Here is an 18,116-nt window from a genome sequence, read left to right as displayed (position 1 = left end):
CAGGGGGAGGGGCAGATTTGGGTGTTCGGATAGATCGAGGCAAGTCCGATCTGTCGCACGACTTGACATGCAAGCATTTGCTTGCATATAAACATGCAATAAAACACTTGCCTATCGGAGCCATGACCCAGGACCAACTCGACGCGATCTTCAAGGCGCTGGCGGACCCGACGCGGCGGCGGATCTTGGATCGGCTGGCGACGCGGCCGAACCAGTCGCTGTTCGAGCTCTGTGCGGGAGCGATGGCAGAGGGCCAGCCGGCCTTGTCGCGGCAGGCCGTGAGCCAGCATCTGGATATGCTGGAGCGGGCGGGGCTGGTGCGGGTGGAATGGTCGGGGCGGACCAAGCTGCATGCGCTGGAACTGGGGCCGCTCAGGGCGGCGCAGGCGGCCTGGCTGGGGCGGTATTTGTGAGGGGCGATGGACGCTTAGGGCCTTGGTGAGGGTGGCCCTCGGGTGGAACTGCGGATTTGACTGAAAAGGGACCAAAAATGAAAATCTATGTGACCAGCGTGCCTGTCAACGACCAGCGGAAGGCGCTGGACTTCTACCGGGACAAGCTGGGCTTCGTGGTGAAGCACGATATCGACATGGGCGGGGGCAATCGCTGGCTGACGCTGACGTCGCCCGACAATCCCGAGGGGACCGAGTTGCTGCTGGAGCCGAGCGGGCATCCGGCGACCAAGCCGTTCAAGGACGCGCTGGTGGCCGACGGCATTCCCTATACGTCGTTCATGGTCGACGACATGGCCGCAGAAGTCGAGCGTCTGAAGGGCCTGGGCGTGAGGTTTACCGTCGAACCCATGGATGCCGGCACCGTGCGGATGGCGGTGTTCGACGACACCTGCGGAAACCTCATCCAAATCGTGCAGATGAAATAGGACCCTGCCGAAAAGGGCAAAAGTTGGGTTCGGGCGCCAACGTTTATGTGACACGGGGGCGGGCAACCATTCCGCCGCCGTGGCTTTCCGACAGGAGCCGCCGCAAGGCGCCACACTTCTCAAGGAGCCCATCGATGACTCTGACTGCCAGATTGCTTGTCGGCACCATGCTGACCACGCTCGTTGCCATGCCGGCGATGGCGCAAGGCGAAACCGCCAATCCGGCGCCGCCCAATGCCCCCGACCAGACCCCGGCCTTCGAAGGCCAGACACGGGCGCCGCTGCCTGAAACGGCGACTGCCGTGGAGACCGAGGTCATCGCCGAGGGCCTGCCGCACCTGTGGGCCATGGAGTTCCTGCCCGATGGGCGCATGCTGGTCACCGCCAAGGAGGGCAAGCTGCACATCGTGACGGCGGAAGGCGAGGCGACGGAAGTGGAAGGCGAAATGCCCGCAGTGGCCTTCGGGGGGCAGGGCGGACTGCTCGACGTGGCGCTGGCGCCAGATTTCGACAGCAGCGGCCGCATCTACCTATCCTTCGCGGAGCCGCGCGACGACGGCAATGGCACGGCGCTGGCCGCTGCGACCCTGACTCTCGATGAAGCAGGCGGCGCGACCATCAGCGATGTCGAGACCATTTTCCGCCAGGAGCCGACCTATGATGGCGAGCTGCATTTCGGATCGCGCATCGTGCCGACCGAGGATGGCAACCTGTTCCTGACCGTTGGTGAACGCTCGGACGAGCCGATCCGCGACCAGGCGCAGGAGCTGGCCAGCGGCCTGGGGAAAATCTTCCGCATCACGCCCGAAGGCGCGCCGGTCGAGGGCAATCCGTTCGCCGATACGGCGGATGCGCTGCCCGAGATCTGGAGCCTGGGGCACCGCAACGTGCAGTCGGCAACGCTCGACGGCGAGGGACGGTTGTGGACGGTCGAGCATGGCGCCAAGGGTGGCGACGAGCTCAACAAGCCCGAAGCGGGCCTCAACTACGGCTGGCCCGAGGTGACCTATGGCGTCGCCTATAGCGGGGCGGCGATCGGCGAAGGCATTACCCAAAACGAAGATACCGAGCAGCCGGTCTATTATTGGGATCCGGTGATCGCTCCCTCTGGCATGGCCTATTACGAAGGCGAGGAATTCCCTGATTGGGACGGCGCCTTCCTCGTGGGTGGCCTCGTGTCGCAGGGCGTGGTCGTCCTGAAGATGGATGGTGATCGCGTGGCAAGCGAAGAACGCGTGGATGTCGGAGCGCGCGTGCGCGATGTGCGTGTCGGACCCGATGGAGCGGTCTATGCGGTGACCGAGAACCGGGATGCCGGAACCTCCACGATCGTGCGGATCAGCAGCGGATCGTAAGGCGAAAAAAGAGCCCGGCAGCGATGCCGGGTTTTCTTTTTTCAGGCGGCGCGGGCGACGACCTGCCGCTCGAGTGCCGCGACGATCGTTGCGGTGCTGTATGGCTTGGGAATGAAGACGGCGCCCACGGGCAGGTCATCGGCCTTTGGCGTGACCCCGCCGGATACTACGACGATGGGCATGCCCGGGCGGGCGGTGGCCGCGAACCGTGCCAACTGCAGGCCCGTGTAATTGCCGGGCAATTCGACATCGGTCACCAGGGCGTCGACCTGATCGAGCAGGCTCATGGCGCCGCGGGCGCTGGTCACCGGCACGGCATCGAGGCCCAGATCCTCGAGGTCATCGATCAGCGAGAGCAAAAGGATGATCTCGTCTTCCACCACGAGAACGCGAGACAGGTCGGTCATGGTACACCCCCTAGTTGGCTTCACGTGTGGAATGAAGACATCCGCGGCCCGACAGTTGCATGTTGCATGTGCATGGCTGCCAGTATGGTTACCATTTGGTTCAAATTTTACGTGTCGCCCCCCGAAGGCCAGCGCCTGAAGCGTGGGAAGAGAGTCGTTTAAGCATTTTCCCTTAGCCTGGGCGTCGTCAGGCGGGGGCCCTTCATGCATAGAAACGCAGTCATCCAGCTTTCCCAAGTCGTGGGTGCGCTCAGCCTTGCGCTCGACATCACCGAGGGCCAGCCGGTGGGACACAGCCTGCGCTGCTGCTGGATCGGCATGCATATCGGCGCCCGGCTCGGCGTCGACGAAACCGCGCTTTCGGACCTCTACTATACGCTGCTGCTCAAGGATATCGGCTGCAGCTCGAACGCGGCGCGCATCTGCCAGCTCTACCTTGCCGATGACCTCAAATTCAAAGGCGCCTACAAGGTGGTGGACAACAAGCTGCCGGAAATCCTGCGGTTCCTGATCGCGAATACGGCGCGGCAGTCAGGCTTTGTCGAACGGCTGCAGACCCTTGTGCATATCGCGCGCAACGGAGGGGAAATCTCCAAGGAGCTGATAGAAACGCGATGCCAGCGCGGGGCGGACATCGCGCGGAGCATGCGGTTTTCCGAAGCGGTCGCACAGGGCATCCTCGATCTCGACGAGCATTGGGACGGCAGCGGCCAACCCGTGGGGCTGATCGGCGAGGGTATTTCGAAGTTCGGTCAAATCGCGCTGCTGGCGCAGGTGGTGGACGTCTTCTTCATGCGTGGCGGCATAGATGCGGCCCTGCGCGAGGTGGAGGAGCGGGCAGGCCGCTGGTTCGACCCAGCACTTGTCGCGGAAGTGGCGCGGCTTCGGGACGATGCCGCATTCTGGGACGGCCTGCTCGCCAACGACCTGCCGGATCGCGTGATGACGCTCGAGCCCAAGGCGCTGGCGAGAGAAGTTGACGAGGACTATCTCGATGACATCGCAGCGGGCTTTGCGCAGGTGGTCGATGCGAAAAGCCCGTTCACCGCTGGCCACAGCGACCGGGTGGCCCTGTTCTCCGACCTCATCGCGGGCGAATTGGGCTATTCCGCCGATCGCCGGCGCTGGCTCAAGCGTGCGGCGCTGCTGCACGATATCGGCAAGCTCGGCGTGCCCAACAGCGTGCTCGACAAGAATGGCAAGCCGGATGACAGCGAATGGGCCGAAATCCGTCGGCATCCGGAACTGGGACGGATGATCCTGGGCAAGATCGATGCCTTTGGCGATCTGGCGCGCATTGCCGGGGACCATCATGAGAAGCTCGATGGGAGCGGCTATCCGATGGGCCTGCGCGGGGAGGAAATCGATCTGGATACGAGGATCGTAACGGTGGCCGACATTTTCGATGCGCTGACGGCCGACCGGCCCTATCGCAAGGCCATGCCGGTGCACACGGCCTTCGAAATCATGGCACGCGAGGTTGGCACGGCAATCGATGCCCAGGTGTTCGCGGCCTTGCAGCGCGGCTTCCAGCTGCTCGAAGATGTTGCGGAAGCGGAAGCCGATCGCGCCGCCTAGAGATGGGCGCGGTAGAGCGCGACGCGAATGCCGCCGTGGAGCACGGGTGGCAGGGGCGGCTCGAAGGCGAGGCCAGTGGCTTGGGCGAGTTGCTTGTCCGCAGTAATGATGCCGACCCGCCATCCGGCAAAGCGAGCCTTGAGGACATTTCCGAGGGTGCGATGGACACCGATCAGCGGACCTTTGGCGCCGATGCGGGTACCATAGGGCGGATTGACGATGACGAGACCTGCCGGGCCGGGCGGCGGGGTCAGATCCTCGATGGTTTGACGGGTGAAGCGGGTAAGACCGGCAACGCCCGCGCGGGTGGCATTCTCCTCAGCCATGCGGATGGCGCCAGCATCGCGGTCGTAACCGAAGAAGCGCTGGTCGACGGTCCGGCTCTCCGAATTGGCCCGGAGCGTGGACCATGAACGCTCGTCAAAGCCTGGGACCTGTTCGAAGGCGAAGCTGCGCTCACGGCCGGGACGAAGGCCGAGGGCTATCTCGGCAGCTTCGATGACAAACGTGCCCGAACCGCACATGGGGTCGAGTACCGGCTGGGCGCCGGAATAGCCACACTGGCGGAGGAACAATGCCGCCATCGTCTCCCGCATGGGGGCCTTGGCGACGCCCTCCTTGAAGCCGCGCTTGTGAAGCGACTCGCCCGTCGTATCGATGCTGATGGTGACGAGGTCATCCTTGATGCGGACCATGACACGCAGGGTCGCGTCCTCGGAGATCGGAGCGCCGATGGTTTGGGCGATGGCCGTTGCGACGCGCTGGGCGGCGGCACCGGCATGATAGATTCGAGAGCGCTTGCAGCTGGCCTCGACATGGACCGGAACGTCGGCACGGAGCAGCTCAGCCCACGGCACCTTGCGGGCACGCTTGTCAAGCTGCGCCAGATGCATGGCGCGGAAGGATGCCACGCGGGCCAGGATGCGCGTCGCACCACGGAGAACGAGATTGGCGCGCCAGACATCTGGCCAGATGCCCGGGAACGTGACGCCGCCCTCGATGATCTTCGCCTCGCCAAAGCCGGCGGCACGGGCTTCGTCTGCGAGCGGTGCCTCGAGGCCGGGCGTGGCGACGAGGAAGATGTCGAATGGGGCAGGGCTGTTCATGGCGGAGGCTTAGCGCGGGGGCCGACCTGACCGCAATGGCGAAGAATTTGGGCCGGGTGGGTTACGGTCCGTCTGAACTGTGCTTATATCGGCAAAAGGCGATGGAACTGCGCCGACAAAATCCACATCATGAGAGCTTCGCGATGACCGAATACGTGCCGCCCAAAGTCTGGACCTGGGATCAAAACAAGGCTGCGGGGTTCTCGACCAACCGTCCGATCGCGGGTCCGACGCATGACAAGGTGCTGCCGCGGGGTGAACACACACTGCAGCTGCACTCGCTGGCGACACCGAACGGCCAAAAGGTCACCATCATGCTCGAAGAGCTGCTGGCTGCCGGGCACGACGCGGAATACGACGCCTATCTCATCAATATCGGCAAGGGCGACCAGTTCGGCTCGGGCTTTGTCGAGATCAACCCCAATTCCAAGATCCCAGCGATGATCGACTATGGTCCGTCCGAGCCGATCCGCCTGTTCGAGAGCGGCTCTATCCTGGTGTACCTCGCCGACAAGTTCGACGCGTTTCTGCCCAAGGATGTGGCCAAGCGCGCCGAGGCCATGAACTGGCTGTTCTGGCAGATGGGTAGCGCTCCGTTCATGGGCGGCGGGTTCGGGCATTTCTATGCCTATGCTCCGATCAAGATCGAATACGCGATCGATCGTTATGCGATGGAGACCAAGCGCCAGCTTGACGTGCTGGACAGGCAGCTGGCCGAGCACGAATATGTGGCGGGCAGCGACTATACCATCGCCGATATGGCCATCTTCCCCTGGTATGGCGGCATGGTGCTGGGCCGTGCCTACAATGCGGCCGAATTCCTGCAGGTCGAAGACTACAAGAATGTGCTGCGCTGGGCCAGGCAACTGGATGCGCGCGAACCGGTCAAGCGCGGACGAAGCGTCAACGCAGCCACCGGCCCCGAGGACGAGCACCTCTATGAGCGCCACTCGGCAGCCGACGTGGACAAGGTGGTTGCATTGCGCAAGGAGCGCGGCACGGTCTGACCCTGGCAAATCCCCGCGAAAGCGGGGATTTTCTTTTCCGGCGCTGCAGATTTCTGGGTGCCATCGTCGAATTGGGGGCAGGCGGCTCGTCGTTCCGGCAAGGCATGAGCGGAGGATGCGATGCGTTTCATGGCGCTGGTCTATTTCGAACCGGGATCGATGGATCACCTCACGGCAGCGGATTTCAAGCAATTGGACGATGCCACCATCGAGCACGACCACATGTTGCGCGAAAGCGGACACCTGATCTTCGCCTCGCCGCTGGCGGGGCTGGAGGCGGCACGTTCGCTGCGGACAGTCGATGGCAAGCTGATCACGACCGACGGACCCTATGCGGAAAGCAAAGAGGTGGTGGGCGGTTTCCTCCTGCTCGAAGCCGAGAGCATCGAGCTCCTGACGCCGCTCTTCGCCGACGACCCTATTCTCCGGTATGCGCGAATGGAAATCCGGCCTCTGGTGGAACACACCCATAGCGAAACCGGACAGGGACGGCCCGAATTCTTGCAGTAACAGAATAGGCTGGTGCGCGGCGGCAGGCGGGATAATGTCCTGGCATGAGCGCTGCACCCAATGCCTTGCTGTTGATCGCCTTCGCCATCCTGGCCACCGCTTTTGTCGTGGCACTCCTCGGCTTTCTGGGCCGCAGAGCCAGGCCAGCTGTTGCTCCGGCTGGAGTGTCTGCCACCCTTTCGGATCGGTTCGAGGCCGCAAACAGCAGGCTCGCCGAGGTGATCTCAAAGGAAAACAATGCCCTTCTGGCGGTCACAACCCTGCCTGAAGACGTCGGGCCGATGGAGGCCGAGGCAGCGCTGCGCGCGGCGACGCCGGACTGGTCCATGCATGACCGTCAGGTCCTGATGCTGCAGGCGTGGGAGGTGCAGAGGCGTCCGCAGGCGCTTGCGGCGCTCGCAGGCCTGCCACTGGCAAACCCGGACAAGAGCTTCGCCATGCTCAACGGCACGCTTGTGCGTGCGCTGCGCGATGGCGAGCCTGCATTGCTCGGGCAGATTGCAGAGGCCATCGATGCCAGGTTCGACGCGCTCGGGGCGCTTGCCGACGCCGGAGGCATCGTGGTGACGATGGAACGAGCGGCAGAGCGGATCCGCCTCCAGGCCCCCGAAGTTGCCACCGTGCTGGAGGCAACCATGGAGCGTATGTGGCCGCGCACGCGGAGGCAGATGCTCGCAGTCCTGCGGATCAGGATAGACGAGTGGGACGATGAGCGCCCGGTTGATCCGCGTGGCATGGCGGAGGATCTGGCGCAATATTCCTGGCCCCGGCTACCAGAGCTGATGGCAGAGGTGCACGAGGCACTGGACAAGAGGAACGGACCGGAATGGGAGCGCGCCCAGCTCTGGTACGACAAGGCAGTGCTGCAGCGCTATTGCGACGTCGAAGATGCACTCAAGGGGTTCGATATCGGTGCCGTGGTGGAACGGCTGGCCAAGGCGCTGATGTCCCCCGATGCAGAGACTTCACGATTTGCGGCCGAAACGGCAGCCGATCTGATCGGCGACTATTTCATCGAGAATCCACGGCATTTCGCAACGCTTAAGACTGCACTGACATGGGCCGGCAGGACCCACGAACTGACGCCCAGCCATGAGTGGCTAGCGCAGTCTCTCGATCCGACCGACGCCGGTGAAGACGTCACGCTCGATGCCGAACGATACGGGCAGATCCGTGCGGGCATTGAGCGGTTTATCGACACAACCGCGACAACCGACCCGCTGGTCGCGCGCGCCGAGCTTCGTGCAATCTTGCCTGATGCACCGATAGACATCCTGCGCGTCGCGTTGATCGCCCGATGGAAAGACAGCCGTGACGAGGTGCTACTGGTCGCGCTTGCGGGCCTTTCCATCGAAGCACTGGAGGACGGCGAAGATGGGCGAATGGCGCAGCTTTGCCTTCACTGGCCGCTGAAAGCAGGCTCTGCCGATCTGGTCCTGTCGATTACTGCCGAACTGGACGAACGATCAGAGCGCCTCGATCCCTGGTTGCGGACGGAAGACGGGGTGCGTGACCTGCTGCGCGCGACCGGGAGGGTTTCGGCAGCGGGCAGGGGCCTCGACAGGGCCGCAAGGGACTTCCTGGATTGGGCGGAGGCGCGCCACGTCGTGCTGCTGACCGAGATGGTCGCTGCCAGGCTCGAGCGCGATAGCGGAGATGACGACGGAGCCCTGCAGCTCGCTCTGGACCTTTACCGCATGGTGCTACCCGATGAGCCGGCCTTGCTCTGGCCCGTGCAGAAGTACATGCGCGAGCGGGCCGCGGCGCCGGCATGGCGAGAGGCGCTGCTTCACTTCGAGAGCATGCGCGCAAATCATTTCGCTGCGCTAGGGGAGGCCGATGCGGCCGAGCTCGCAGAGCTCGTCGATCTCTTTTGCGAGGCGCTCCGGGACTCACCCTCGGATGTTGCGCGCCTTGCGGCCTATCAGGCCGCGCAGCTGGTGACGCTTGGCGTGATCGCGCGACCGGAGCATCTCGCCAAGCTCGACGAGAGGCTTACCTGGGCCGGAAACCTTCATGGCATGGTGCCGGACAGTTTCGTCACGCTGCGCGCAGCCTTGTCGGCGGCGTCGCCGAAGGGCGAAGACTTAGTCAGGGATAGACCGAGATGATACCCCACTGCGTTTCCTCGCAGGCGTCGTCAAGGCAAACGTTGGTGATCCAGACGGCGCCATTACCGACCCCAACCCCTTCGCTGGTGACGACGAGGTCGGCCGGGTCCTGCTCGAGGACGGCCTGCTGCACTTCAGGCGTGAAGATATTGTCGAAATCAGCGGTCAGGTCGTCAGGCTGCAGCACTTCGTAGCTCTCGCCACCAACGTTCACGGCCAGCGGAAAGAAGGCGTATTGGCCAAAGGTCACCGGATCGCCAAACATCACCGCATCCTGGAGCAGCGAGAGGACTTCGAAAAATCCATCCGCATTGCCGTGGATGGATTCGATGCTGTCATAGACTTCCTCTTCGGACTGAGCCGTCGCCGGCATGGACGTGGACGCAAGCGCCAGGATGGCGAGTGCCGAAGCGGCGAGACGCGTGATCATTGGGGTGTTCCTCGAAGCGGAGTGATGCTGGAGCATATCAGGGCAATCAATCGTGTCATCCGCATGGTTGCGGAGCCAAATACACGGCCTGTTAAGCCTAATCAGACCAATATCCGGTTCGCGGCGCCGCGTTCCATGGCCCCGCTCGCTCTTTTGTGCCCGAGTTCGAGTAAGCCCAATGCGTCTGATTGTCGGTATTCTGGTCGTCTTCGCCTGCGTGTTCGGCGGCTATTCGGCGATGGGCGGGCACGTCGAGGTGCTCTGGCAGCCATTCGAATTCGTGATCATTCTCGGCGCGGCGATCGGCGCCTTCATCATCGCCAATGGCGCCCCGGTGCTCAAGGGCGTGCCGACCATGTTCGGCACCCTGTTCAAGGGGCCCAAATACAACAAGAAGGCTTATCTCGAACTGCTGGGCGTGCAGTTCTCCATGTACAAGCTGATCCAGCAGAAGGGCATCCTCGGGATCGAGCCGCATATCGAGGACCCGCATAACTCCACCCTGTTCAACGCCTTCCCGACCTTCGCCAAGAACCACCACGCGGTGGAATTCGTGTGCGACTACATGCGCATGGTGACAATGGGCTCCAACAATGTGCATGAGATGGATGCGCTGATGGACGAGGAGCTCGAGACCCACCATCAGGAGCAGGAGCGGCTGGTTTCGGCCATGCAGGCGATTGCCGACGGCACGCCAGCCCTGGGCATCGTGGCCGCGGTGCTCGGCGTGATCAAGACCATGGGCGCGATCTCCGAACCGCCGGAAGTGCTCGGCCACCTGATCGGCGGCGCACTCGTGGGTACATTCTTTGGCGTGTTCGTGGCCTATGGTTTCTTCGGCCCGATGGCGCAGTCGCTCAAGAGCACGTTCGAATCCGAATCCAAATATTTCCTGTCGCTCAAGGTGGGCCTGCTGGCCCATATCGGCGGGCAGCCGCCCGTGATGGCCATCGAATTCGCCCGCAAGGCGCTGATGAGCGAAGTGCGCCCGACCTTTGCCGAAGTGGAAGCGGCAACCGCCGCGCTGCCTGCGACAACCTGATTTCTTCCCAGCCTCCGGATCAGCCAGAATGGCGAACTACGATCAGCCGATCATCATCAAGAAGGTCAAGAAGGCCGCCCATGGCCATCATGGTGGCGCCTGGAAGATCGCCTATGCCGACTTCGTGACCGCCATGATGGCGTTCTTCCTGCTGATGTGGCTGATCAGCATGACGACGCCGGAGCAGAAGGAAGGCCTGGCAAACTATTTCGCACCCGCTTCGCTAAGCATGACCACCAGCGGCGCGGGCGGCGTCATGGGCGGCAATGCGATGGACAATTCGGGCAGCCAGATGTCGGGCTCGTCCGCCGATATCGTCGAAGACAAACCGGCATCGCCGCAAAGCTCGGACCAGGGCACCACCGATACACATATCGGCGGACCGGCACGGCAGCAGGGCAGCGAGATGCAAGCCAGCAGCGACAGCGAGTTCAACCTCAAATCGCTCGACAACGAAGCCTTCCACAGTGCCGCGGCCAGCATCAAGCAGGCATGGCAGTCTCTGCCGGAAGTCACGCCGTTCATGGATAACCTGCTCATCGAGGAGACCAACGAGGGTCTCGATATCCAGATCGTCGACCAGCAGGGACGACCGATGTTCCCGGAGGGATCGAAATATCCCCTGGAGCAGACGCGCGCCGCCATCGCCGCGATCGGGCCGATCCTGCAGCAGCTGAATGCCCAGGTGACCATTTCGGGCCACACGGCGGCCGGCGGCCGATACGACAATCCTCGCTATGGACCGTGGGAGCTTTCGGCGGACCGGGCCAATGTGGTGCGTTCGATCCTCGGGGAATTCGGTATGAGCGACGATCGCTTCAAGGCAATTTCGGGACGCGCGACGGACGATCCGTTCTTCCCCAACGACCCCTATATGGCCGCCAACGAGCGGGTGAAGATCACCGTGATCCATTCTCCGCCCCCGGTGCCCGTGGGGCTCAAACCTTAAGACTCTGGCGGCATTCCGGCACGATGGGTTAACCCTCCGGCCGGATGTGAGCAGTGGCGTATGCGCCCATAGGCGGTCCGTAAGGCTCGGTTAAGCAGTGGCGCGCCGTAGTGACCCCAGCATGCAGGCAGAACGCCCGCAGAGGGGATTATTAAAATGCGTATTGGCAAAGCCGCTTTCCTGGCGATCATGATGGCGTCGGTCAGTTCCGCGGTGCTCGCGGATGACTGGATCGCCGAACGCCTGCGGGGCAGCGTGATGCAGTTCCAGGGCGGGGACTGGGTCGCCCTGCAGCGTGGCGACGTGGTGCCCGATGGGCGCAAAATCCGCACAGCGGGTGACGGGCGCGTAGAGTTGGTGCGGGGCCAGGAGCGCATTGCCCTTGCCGCCAATACCGAAATCGCCGTCCGCGATGCTGCCGGCCAGAAGATGACCACTGTGGTGCAGACGCTGGGCAGTGTGACAATCGAAGCCGAGCGACGGAACGTGCAGCACTTTTCGGTGCAGACGCCGGTGCTGGCAGCCGTGGTCAAAGGGACACAGTTCACCGTCACCTACCGTAACGGACAGGCCCGCGTCGATGTCGAACGTGGCGTCGTGCAGGTGCAGGACAGCTCGCACAGCATGGTCGTCGATGTGACGCCAGGGCAGTCCGCGGCCGCGAGCCAGTCGAGACCGCTGGACGTGAGCGGACCGGGATCGGATCGTGTGACTTATCTCATCGAGGGCGAGGTTGTTCCTGCGGCTGCTCGTGACGCCGTGGTGAGCGGCGAGATCGCCGCGAAGGATGCGGTGGCGGTCGTGGAAGGGCGCGGCGTCTCCGGCAATCCCGGCAACGGAAACGGCCCTCGCAATTCCAACGGTAACGGGAACGCCTCGGGCAATGCCAGCGCATCGGCAGGGATCGGTGTCGGACCAGTCAATGTCGAGGTGCGGGCGAGTTCGCCCGGAAACAACGGCAATGGTGTTGGCCAGGGGAACACAGGCAATAACGGGAATGGCAACCGCGGCAATGGCAATGTTTCCGTGGATGCCGGTCCCGTAAGCGTCGATGTCCGGTCCGGAAACTCCGGCAACGGCAATTCAGGCAACGGCAATTCAGGCAATGGCAATTCAGGCAATGGGAATGGCAATTCTGGGAACGGGAACGGGAACGGGAACAGTGGGAATGGGAACGGAAAAGGCAACAGTGGGAATGGAAACGGCAACGGCGGCGGCGTCAATGTCGGTGTCGACCTGGGTATCGTATCGGTGGATGTGAATGCCGGCGGCGGCAACGGCCTTGGGCTTGGCCTGGGCCTCTGACGTCAGGCCGACTGTTTTTCAACCTGTCCGAGCAAGAGCGCGATGAGTGCATCCTCGGGCAGGGGGCGCCCAAAATGGTAGCCCTGGGCGAAGGTACAGCCCATGGCGCGGAGGATGGCGGCGGTTTCGGCGTCCTCGACGCCCTCGGCCAAGGTCTGCTTGCCCATTTTGCGAGCCAGTTCGACGATCGCGGCCAGAAGCACGCGGTCGCTTTCGGATTTTCGGTCGCGGACAAAACCCTGGTCGATCTTGACCATGTCGAAGGGTAGATCGCGGAAGTGGCTGAGGGCAGAGTAGCCCGTGCCGAAATCGTCGATGGACAGGTGAACGCCCAGTTTCTGGAGATGCCACATCACGTCATGCACGCGTGACGGATCGGTCACCCTGCTGCTCTCGGTGATCTCGAGGTCCAGCCGTTCCGGGGGCAGTCCGCTGCGGGACAGCGCCGCCTCCACGCTCGCGATCAGGTCGGAGCGGAGGAATTGGACCGGAGAGACGTTGACGGCAACAGAGATGGGCACCGGCCAAGCGACTGCTTGCGAACAAGCGCGGTCAAGGATCCAGCGACCCAGTTCAACGATGAGGCCGGTTTCTTCGGCCAGCGGAATGAATTCGGCGGGTGAGACAAGTCCAAGCTCGGGATGTTCCCAACGCATCAGGCTTTCGACGCCGACGATGCGTCCGTCGCTGAGATCGACCTGGGGTTGAAACAGAAGTCGCAGCTGGTCGCGCGACAAGGCTTGCCGCAGATCGCTGTCGAGGCGGCGATGGCGATCCAGCGCCGACTGGTCGGCCCGGCTGAAGCCACGAGCCGGAAGGCGTTCCGAGCGGGCATGGATCAGGGCGATTTCGGCCTGGTTCAGGAGTTCCGAGGGATCGGCCGAACCTGCGGCGAAGCCTGCCAGGACATCGACGTGCAGGGTGTGACTGTCGACCGTGTAGATATCTGTCAAGGTCGACGCGAGGTCGCGGGCCGCGGCGGCTAGCCGATGAGCGTCGTCGAAATCCACCGCAACAAGTGCGAAATTGGCCGGGGCCGTTCGTGCGATATGGGTGTAGCCGGTCCGCATCAGACGTCCGGCGATTTGTGCGAGCAGCTGCTCGACGATGTCGTGGCCCAGCGTTGCCCTCAGCTCGTCGAGCGCCTGCACCTGCAGAAGGATGAGAATGAGCGTTCTCTGTTGCGCGTGGAGGTCGACCAGTCCCTGGCGGGACAGGAGCCCTGTTGCCGGATCGTGCGTGGCTAGGAATTTCAGCCGCTGCTGGGCAGCACGACGCGCGACAAGATGCGCATAGCCGCTGTCGGCCAGGGCCAGGCCGAACAGCATCAGCAAACCGGTATGGAGCACGGCCGTTCGCACCAATATGCCCGCCCCGGAATAGGCCAGGAGGGCGCTGGCTTCCGCGAGTGCGGAGCAGAAAAGCAGCGCCAGGCCGATGATGGCAACGTTGAATCGACCCCGGTGGAGCAACAGAACGAGTGCGACAAGACCGGTGAATGCGAGACCGGGGAGCCAGCCGAGGTTGGTGAGAATGCGACCGGACTTCAGTGTCTCGACGGCCAGTACCTGCAGGAGCGGCCCGGGAACGACGCCGTAGCGCGGCACATTGAAGAAGTCCCGCAATTCGATGGCGCTGGCGCCGACGACGACCTGCCTGCCGGCGAGGCGTGCGGGGTCGACGCGGCCGTAGAGGACGTCGACGAAGCTGTAGCGGGGAATGCCGGCCAGTTCGATGCTGAAGTCGATCTCGAGAACCGGCGGGAGTTCGCCTTGGGGGCGGGCCAGTTCCACGGCCAGCGCGGGCACGGTGCCGATCGCGTCGGACGCGGCGACCGGCAGACTGCGGGTGCGGGCCGTGACGGGATCGAGGAGGACGTTGACGAGGACGGGTTCGGCCTGCGCTGCGAACTCGGGCAGGGGCCGCGAGAAGCGAACGACGCCGGTGTTGTCGGTCTGGGCAAAGGCGGCAAGGCGTGCATAGCCGCCTGCGCGTTCGAGTGCGGCCGTGAATTGAGCATCCTCGAACGCCGTGCTGCTGCTCGAGAAGTCGATGTCAAAGGCGACATCTTCCACGCCGGCCGCCATCAGCCGGTCCAGGAGATCCGCATGCAGCGATCGCGGCCACGGCCAGACGCCAACTTCCTCCAGGCTGGCACTATCGATTTCGACGAGGACCACAGATCCGGTCGCTGGGACGGAGCTTGCGATGAGGCGCCAGTCGCTCAGGCGTGTATCGACCGAAGCGAGCGCGCCGCTATAGGCAAGGCCCAATAGCACGAGCATGGCCATCGCGGCCGAAAGCCATCTAGTCAGTTGCCACACGTCGGGTCTCCGTCTTGGCCAAGACAGTGCCAGACATGCTTATCGATCGCGTTAAGAGGAGGTGAGTGGAACGACCTAGCAGGGGCGATCGTTGCCCAGCGGCAACGGAGGTTCACCACAGCATGCTGCAGCTTCTTCTCATTCTGATCGTCGTGGCAGTCGTATCGGGGGCGATGGGCTTTACCGGCCTGGCCGGTGCTGCCGCGACCCTGGCCAAGATCATCGCTGCGATCATGCTGATCGGCATCGTCCTGATCCTGATCCTCGCGTTCATGGGCCTCGCCATCCTCTTCTAAAGGTAGAGCTTGAAGCCTTCGTGCGTCGCCTCGAAGCCGAGCTTCTGGTAGAAGCGATGGGCATCGAGGCGCACCTTGTTGGACGTAAGCTGGACGATGCCGCAACCAGCCTTCCGCGCTTCCTCGACGGCCCACATGACCATCTCGGAGCCCAGACCATTGCCGCGCTGATCGGCGCGAATATGCACGTTCTCGAGCATGGCCCTGCTCGTGCCGAAACGCGGCAGGCCGGGAATGATGCTGATCTGGAGCGTGCCGACGATCTCTCCGCCGACTTCCGCGACGATGAGGCGTTCTCCAGGATCTGCGGCAATGGCGTCAAACGCGGCACGATAGCGCGGATCGGCCAAGGTCGCCGCATCTAGTGGTGGCGTTTCGCTCCCCCGTGCATCACCGGCGTGACTGAGCTGGACCATGACGGGAATGTCCGCCGGCGTGGCGTCTCGGAAAAGCAGCGAAGTCATGACGATCCGATCAGTTTCTGGGGGCGATGAGTCGTGCCGAGCCTAGTATGCACAGAGCCAGCATGGCAGGGCCGATGGCGAGGATCGATCCCGCCGCCCATAAGGCGCCGGTGGCTGCCCAGAGGATCGAGGAAAAGGCCTCGCAGAGGGTGGCTGCGCGCGAAGCGACCTGGCGGCGACGAAACATGGATCGCTTGGCGACTACCCGGAACCAGAGCTGGATTGCTGTCGAAGCGGCCGCAGCGGCAAGCGCGCAGGCAGCGCAAATCAGCGCCATCGGCCAGGACGCGACGGCGACCAGGATCAGCAGCGGCGTCAGCACGGCGACGATGACAGCGAGGACGGCTTCGATCTTTGCGCGCAGGATGGTCCAAGAGTTCAATGGAGCGGTGGCGACGAGATCGTGTGCGTCCTCACCTGAAATGGCCAGCCAGGCGAGCCCGCCTGCCAATTGACCCGAGGCCATGACGATGACGGGCACCACGACGATGAAAGTGCCATCGCCGGCGCCTGATCCGTAGTTGATCCAGAGGAGCAGCGCAGGGGGCACAAGATAAAGCAGTTGCATCAGCGTCTGCGAAAGGAGCCATGGATCGCGTTGCAGCAGCTTCCATTCCTTGCGGCGCAAGGCCTGCCGCTGCGTCACTGCCGTAAAGGTGCGGTTGGATAGCCGGCGTCGTGACCTGACATGGGTCGCGCCTGCTGCCGATGCAGCAAGGCGGCCGTAGCTGGGTGCGATCAGCATGACCGCAAGCAGCAGAATGGCCAATGACGCGCCGACAAGTACCGTAGCGGCCAGTGGTTCGCCGAGAGCGGCCCTGGCCGGAATCCAGAGCATGCTGTTTTCCGCAGGGGCCGAGGCGATGACCTCGGCGGACTGGAAATAGGCCAAGCGCGAAAAGCCGTCGTGAGACAGGATCGCGGCTGCCTGGATACCGATGACAAAACCGGCACCGACAATTCCGGCGACAATCTGTGCGGCAAGACGGGTCCTGCGCGGACCGACCAGGCGAAACAGCAGCCGCGTGATCGCCATCGCAATGGCCACTGAAAGTGCGGCCAGCGCGACAAGCACCAGGAAGGCAGAAAGCCAGTGCGGACCGTCCTGAATGGCAAGAGACAGGACGATGGGGGATATGAGCAGGGCCCCGAGGGCGGTGGTGCTCAAGAAAACGGTGCCCGCACGGACTGCGAACAGCCGGTCGCTGGAGGTGGGCGAGGAGAGAATGAGATCGAGGTCCGAACGGCCGTAATACACACGTGTGACCGCCTCGAGAGCCTGGGACAAGGTGACGGCCCAGAACAGGAGGCCGGTTCCCGAAATCAGCACCAGCGCCTGTTTGTCAATGACAGGGCCCGCGACGACCCAGGGCTTCAGGGTGAACCATGCGATAACCAGCATCAGGCCGTAGATGAGGCCGCCACCGACAATCCAGCCGACCAGCCGGACCCGGCGACCGCCAGTCATCATGGCCATGGTGTCCCGCCAGGCCAGCCGAAGTTCGTGGGCGGCGAGCCAGGGCAGGGATGCAGGGGGCAAGCTCACGCGGCGTCCTGTCCAGCATCCTGGCCCTGGGCGACCAGGTCGAGGAAGATTTCTTCGAGTGTCGTTTCACGGCCGATGCGCGCGCGCAGCTCGGCCAGGGTGCCCTCGGCGATCAGGCGGCCCTCGGCGATGACGCCGATGCGCTCGGCCATGCGTTCTGCCACTTCGAGGATGTGGGTGGTCATGATGACGGTGACGCCGGCGGCCGTGCGCTGGCGCAGCACGTCCTTGACCTGGCGGGCCGAGCCCGCATCGAGACCGGTGAGGGGCTCGTCGAGGATGATGAGGTCGGGTTCGTGGACCAGGGCACCGGCGAGCGCTACTTTTTGCAGCATGCCCTTGGAAAAGCCGCCGCAGAGTTCGTTGGCGTGCGGCGCCAGGCCAAGCCAGCCGATCAACTCCTGCGCAGACTGCCGGGCACGAGCCGGTTCGACCTGCCAGAGACCGGCCACGAAATCGAGATATTCGAGCGGGGTGAGGCGATCGTAGACCATGGGTTCGTCGGAGACCCAGGCCATCCGCCGCTTGGCGGCGACAGGATCGGCGAGAGCATCGATGCCCAGAATGGATATGGCGCCGGCATCGGGCTTCAACAGCCCAGCAACCATGCGCAGGATCGTGGTCTTGCCGGCGCCATTGGGGCCGAGAAGCGCATAGAATTCGCCGGAGCGGATCGTGAGATCCACGCCGCGGACCACTGGCCGGTCGAAAGCCTTGGCGAGGCCGGATATGGCAAGGGCGGCGGGCATGGCGGGCTCCAGTTGAGATGGAGACGCTAGCCTTGCCGCCCTTTCAGGCCGGTGAAT

General features: G+C 63.5%; 18 protein-coding genes. 11 read left to right on the top strand and 7 right to left on the bottom strand.

Features of this window, described 5'->3' with window-relative positions; genetic code table 11:
* Positions 1–122: 122 nt before the first annotated feature.
* The 3 genes from CCK88_RS09235 to CCK88_RS09225 all read left to right on the top strand — a co-directional run bounded on the left by CCK88_RS09235 (position 123) and on the right by CCK88_RS09225 (position 2,235).
* Positions 123–413 (top strand): ArsR/SmtB family transcription factor, encoded by a 291-nt coding sequence (locus tag CCK88_RS09235; RefSeq protein WP_086470149.1) that lies wholly within the window; start codon positions 123–125, stop codon positions 411–413.
* 77 nt (positions 414–490) lie between these two features.
* Positions 491–880 (top strand): VOC family protein, encoded by a 390-nt coding sequence (locus CCK88_RS09230; protein WP_086470148.1) that lies wholly within the window; start codon positions 491–493, stop codon positions 878–880.
* 134 nt (positions 881–1,014) lie between these two features.
* A complete protein-coding gene (locus tag CCK88_RS09225) occupies positions 1,015–2,235 on the top strand; it encodes a PQQ-dependent sugar dehydrogenase (RefSeq protein ID WP_086470147.1) in 1,221 nt (406 codons plus the stop codon).
* A gap of 41 nt (positions 2,236–2,276) precedes the next feature.
* Here CCK88_RS09225 and CCK88_RS18415 read toward each other — a convergent pair whose 3' ends face one another.
* Complete coding sequence (locus CCK88_RS18415; RefSeq protein ID WP_170926404.1) at positions 2,277–2,642, bottom strand: response regulator; 366 nt, start codon at positions 2,640–2,642, stop codon at positions 2,277–2,279.
* Positions 2,643–2,846: 204 nt separating this feature from the next.
* Here CCK88_RS18415 and CCK88_RS09215 point away from each other — a divergent pair, with 204 nt between their 5' ends.
* Positions 2,847–4,220, top strand: a complete 1,374-nt coding sequence (locus CCK88_RS09215; protein WP_086470146.1) for an HD-GYP domain-containing protein — start codon at positions 2,847–2,849, stop codon at positions 4,218–4,220.
* Here CCK88_RS09215 and CCK88_RS09210 read toward each other — a convergent pair.
* Positions 4,217–5,326, bottom strand: coding sequence for a THUMP domain-containing class I SAM-dependent RNA methyltransferase (locus tag CCK88_RS09210; RefSeq protein WP_086470145.1), 1,110 nt, complete (start codon positions 5,324–5,326; stop codon positions 4,217–4,219). The genes CCK88_RS09215 and CCK88_RS09210 overlap by 4 nt on opposite strands.
* 143 nt (positions 5,327–5,469) lie before the next feature.
* On the opposite strand from CCK88_RS09210, the gene yghU reads away from it, so the two are divergent.
* The 3 genes from yghU (at position 5,470) to CCK88_RS09195 (ending at position 8,954) form a co-directional block, all read left to right on the top strand.
* On the top strand, positions 5,470–6,333 hold the full coding sequence (yghU, locus tag CCK88_RS09205; RefSeq protein WP_086470144.1) for a glutathione-dependent disulfide-bond oxidoreductase: 864 nt from the start codon (positions 5,470–5,472) through the stop codon (positions 6,331–6,333).
* A gap of 120 nt (positions 6,334–6,453) precedes the next feature.
* Positions 6,454–6,843 (top strand): YciI family protein, encoded by a 390-nt coding sequence (locus CCK88_RS09200; RefSeq protein ID WP_086470143.1) that lies wholly within the window; start codon positions 6,454–6,456, stop codon positions 6,841–6,843.
* A gap of 44 nt (positions 6,844–6,887) precedes the next feature.
* The gene (locus CCK88_RS09195) at positions 6,888–8,954 is read left to right on the top strand and encodes a hypothetical protein (protein ID WP_086470142.1); all 2,067 of its coding nucleotides are present in this window, start codon (positions 6,888–6,890) and stop codon (positions 8,952–8,954) included.
* On the opposite strand, the gene CCK88_RS09190 is transcribed toward CCK88_RS09195, so the two are convergent.
* On the bottom strand, positions 8,935–9,384 hold the full coding sequence (locus CCK88_RS09190; RefSeq protein ID WP_086470141.1) for a hypothetical protein: 450 nt from the start codon (positions 9,382–9,384) through the stop codon (positions 8,935–8,937). The genes CCK88_RS09195 and CCK88_RS09190 overlap by 20 nt on opposite strands.
* A 178-nt stretch (positions 9,385–9,562) precedes the next feature.
* Here CCK88_RS09190 and motA point away from each other — a divergent pair, with 178 nt between their 5' ends.
* The 3 genes from motA to CCK88_RS09175 all read left to right on the top strand — a co-directional run bounded on the left by motA (position 9,563) and on the right by CCK88_RS09175 (position 12,680).
* Positions 9,563–10,426, top strand: coding sequence for a flagellar motor stator protein MotA (gene motA / locus CCK88_RS09185; protein ID WP_086470140.1), 864 nt, complete (start codon positions 9,563–9,565; stop codon positions 10,424–10,426).
* Between the two features lie 28 nt (positions 10,427–10,454).
* Positions 10,455–11,375, top strand: a complete 921-nt coding sequence (locus tag CCK88_RS09180; RefSeq protein ID WP_086470139.1) for a flagellar motor protein MotB — start codon at positions 10,455–10,457, stop codon at positions 11,373–11,375.
* 156 nt (positions 11,376–11,531) lie between these two features.
* The gene (locus tag CCK88_RS09175) at positions 11,532–12,680 is read left to right on the top strand and encodes a FecR domain-containing protein (RefSeq protein ID WP_086470138.1); all 1,149 of its coding nucleotides are present in this window, start codon (positions 11,532–11,534) and stop codon (positions 12,678–12,680) included.
* Between the two features lie 2 nt (positions 12,681–12,682).
* On the opposite strand, the gene CCK88_RS09170 is transcribed toward CCK88_RS09175, so the two are convergent.
* A complete protein-coding gene (locus CCK88_RS09170) occupies positions 12,683–15,004 on the bottom strand; it encodes a putative bifunctional diguanylate cyclase/phosphodiesterase (protein ID WP_140048941.1) in 2,322 nt (773 codons plus the stop codon).
* Between the two features lie 122 nt (positions 15,005–15,126).
* On the opposite strand from CCK88_RS09170, the gene CCK88_RS18230 reads away from it, so the two are divergent.
* On the top strand, positions 15,127–15,300 hold the full coding sequence (locus tag CCK88_RS18230; RefSeq protein WP_140048940.1) for a DUF1328 family protein: 174 nt from the start codon (positions 15,127–15,129) through the stop codon (positions 15,298–15,300).
* Here CCK88_RS18230 and CCK88_RS09165 read toward each other — a convergent pair.
* Genes CCK88_RS09165 through CCK88_RS09155 form a run of 3 tightly spaced genes read right to left on the bottom strand, consistent with a single transcriptional unit; the run spans position 15,297 to position 18,059 of the window.
* Entirely contained in the window at positions 15,297–15,764 is a 468-nt protein-coding gene (locus CCK88_RS09165; protein WP_086470136.1) for a GNAT family N-acetyltransferase, read from the bottom strand. The genes CCK88_RS18230 and CCK88_RS09165 overlap by 4 nt on opposite strands.
* A 10-nt stretch (positions 15,765–15,774) precedes the next feature.
* Positions 15,775–17,310: a permease gene (locus CCK88_RS09160; RefSeq protein WP_140048939.1), complete on the bottom strand. Its 1,536-nt coding sequence runs from the start codon at positions 17,308–17,310 to the stop codon at positions 15,775–15,777.
* Positions 17,307–18,059 (bottom strand): ABC transporter ATP-binding protein, encoded by a 753-nt coding sequence (locus CCK88_RS09155; RefSeq protein WP_086470134.1) that lies wholly within the window; start codon positions 18,057–18,059, stop codon positions 17,307–17,309. The genes CCK88_RS09160 and CCK88_RS09155 overlap by 4 nt, the downstream gene beginning before the upstream one ends.
* Between the last annotated feature and the right edge of the window lie 57 nt (positions 18,060–18,116).

This window comes from Devosia lucknowensis (genome assembly GCF_900177655.1).
In the GTDB taxonomy this organism is placed as follows: Bacteria; Pseudomonadota; Alphaproteobacteria; order Rhizobiales; family Devosiaceae; genus Devosia; species Devosia lucknowensis.
Note: the sequence above shows the minus strand (reverse complement) of the source record. Positions and strands in the feature narration are given on the sequence as shown.

What these genes read in the sequence shown, in the direction of transcription:
- CCK88_RS09195 (WP_086470142.1), top strand. Translation starts at nt 6,888, where the DNA reads ATGAGCGCTGCACCCAATGCCTTGCTGTTGATCGCCTTCGCCATCCTG.
- CCK88_RS18415 (WP_170926404.1), bottom strand. Translation starts at nt 2,642, where the DNA reads ATGACCGACCTGTCTCGCGTTCTCGTGGTGGAAGACGAGATCATCCTT.
- CCK88_RS09200 (WP_086470143.1), top strand. Translation starts at nt 6,454, where the DNA reads ATGCGTTTCATGGCGCTGGTCTATTTCGAACCGGGATCGATGGATCAC.
- CCK88_RS09155 (WP_086470134.1), bottom strand. Translation starts at nt 18,059, where the DNA reads ATGCCCGCCGCCCTTGCCATATCCGGCCTCGCCAAGGCTTTCGACCGG.
- CCK88_RS09175 (WP_086470138.1), top strand. Translation starts at nt 11,532, where the DNA reads ATGCGTATTGGCAAAGCCGCTTTCCTGGCGATCATGATGGCGTCGGTC.
- CCK88_RS09180 (WP_086470139.1), top strand. Translation starts at nt 10,455, where the DNA reads ATGGCGAACTACGATCAGCCGATCATCATCAAGAAGGTCAAGAAGGCC.
- CCK88_RS18230 (WP_140048940.1), top strand. Translation starts at nt 15,127, where the DNA reads ATGCTGCAGCTTCTTCTCATTCTGATCGTCGTGGCAGTCGTATCGGGG.
- CCK88_RS09165 (WP_086470136.1), bottom strand. Translation starts at nt 15,764, where the DNA reads ATGACTTCGCTGCTTTTCCGAGACGCCACGCCGGCGGACATTCCCGTC.
- yghU (WP_086470144.1), top strand. Translation starts at nt 5,470, where the DNA reads ATGACCGAATACGTGCCGCCCAAAGTCTGGACCTGGGATCAAAACAAG.
- motA (WP_086470140.1), top strand. Translation starts at nt 9,563, where the DNA reads ATGCGTCTGATTGTCGGTATTCTGGTCGTCTTCGCCTGCGTGTTCGGC.
- CCK88_RS09210 (WP_086470145.1), bottom strand. Translation starts at nt 5,326, where the DNA reads ATGAACAGCCCTGCCCCATTCGACATCTTCCTCGTCGCCACGCCCGGC.
- CCK88_RS09190 (WP_086470141.1), bottom strand. Translation starts at nt 9,384, where the DNA reads ATGATCACGCGTCTCGCCGCTTCGGCACTCGCCATCCTGGCGCTTGCG.
- CCK88_RS09215 (WP_086470146.1), top strand. Translation starts at nt 2,847, where the DNA reads ATGCATAGAAACGCAGTCATCCAGCTTTCCCAAGTCGTGGGTGCGCTC.
- CCK88_RS09230 (WP_086470148.1), top strand. Translation starts at nt 491, where the DNA reads ATGAAAATCTATGTGACCAGCGTGCCTGTCAACGACCAGCGGAAGGCG.
- CCK88_RS09235 (WP_086470149.1), top strand. Translation starts at nt 123, where the DNA reads ATGACCCAGGACCAACTCGACGCGATCTTCAAGGCGCTGGCGGACCCG.
- CCK88_RS09225 (WP_086470147.1), top strand. Translation starts at nt 1,015, where the DNA reads ATGACTCTGACTGCCAGATTGCTTGTCGGCACCATGCTGACCACGCTC.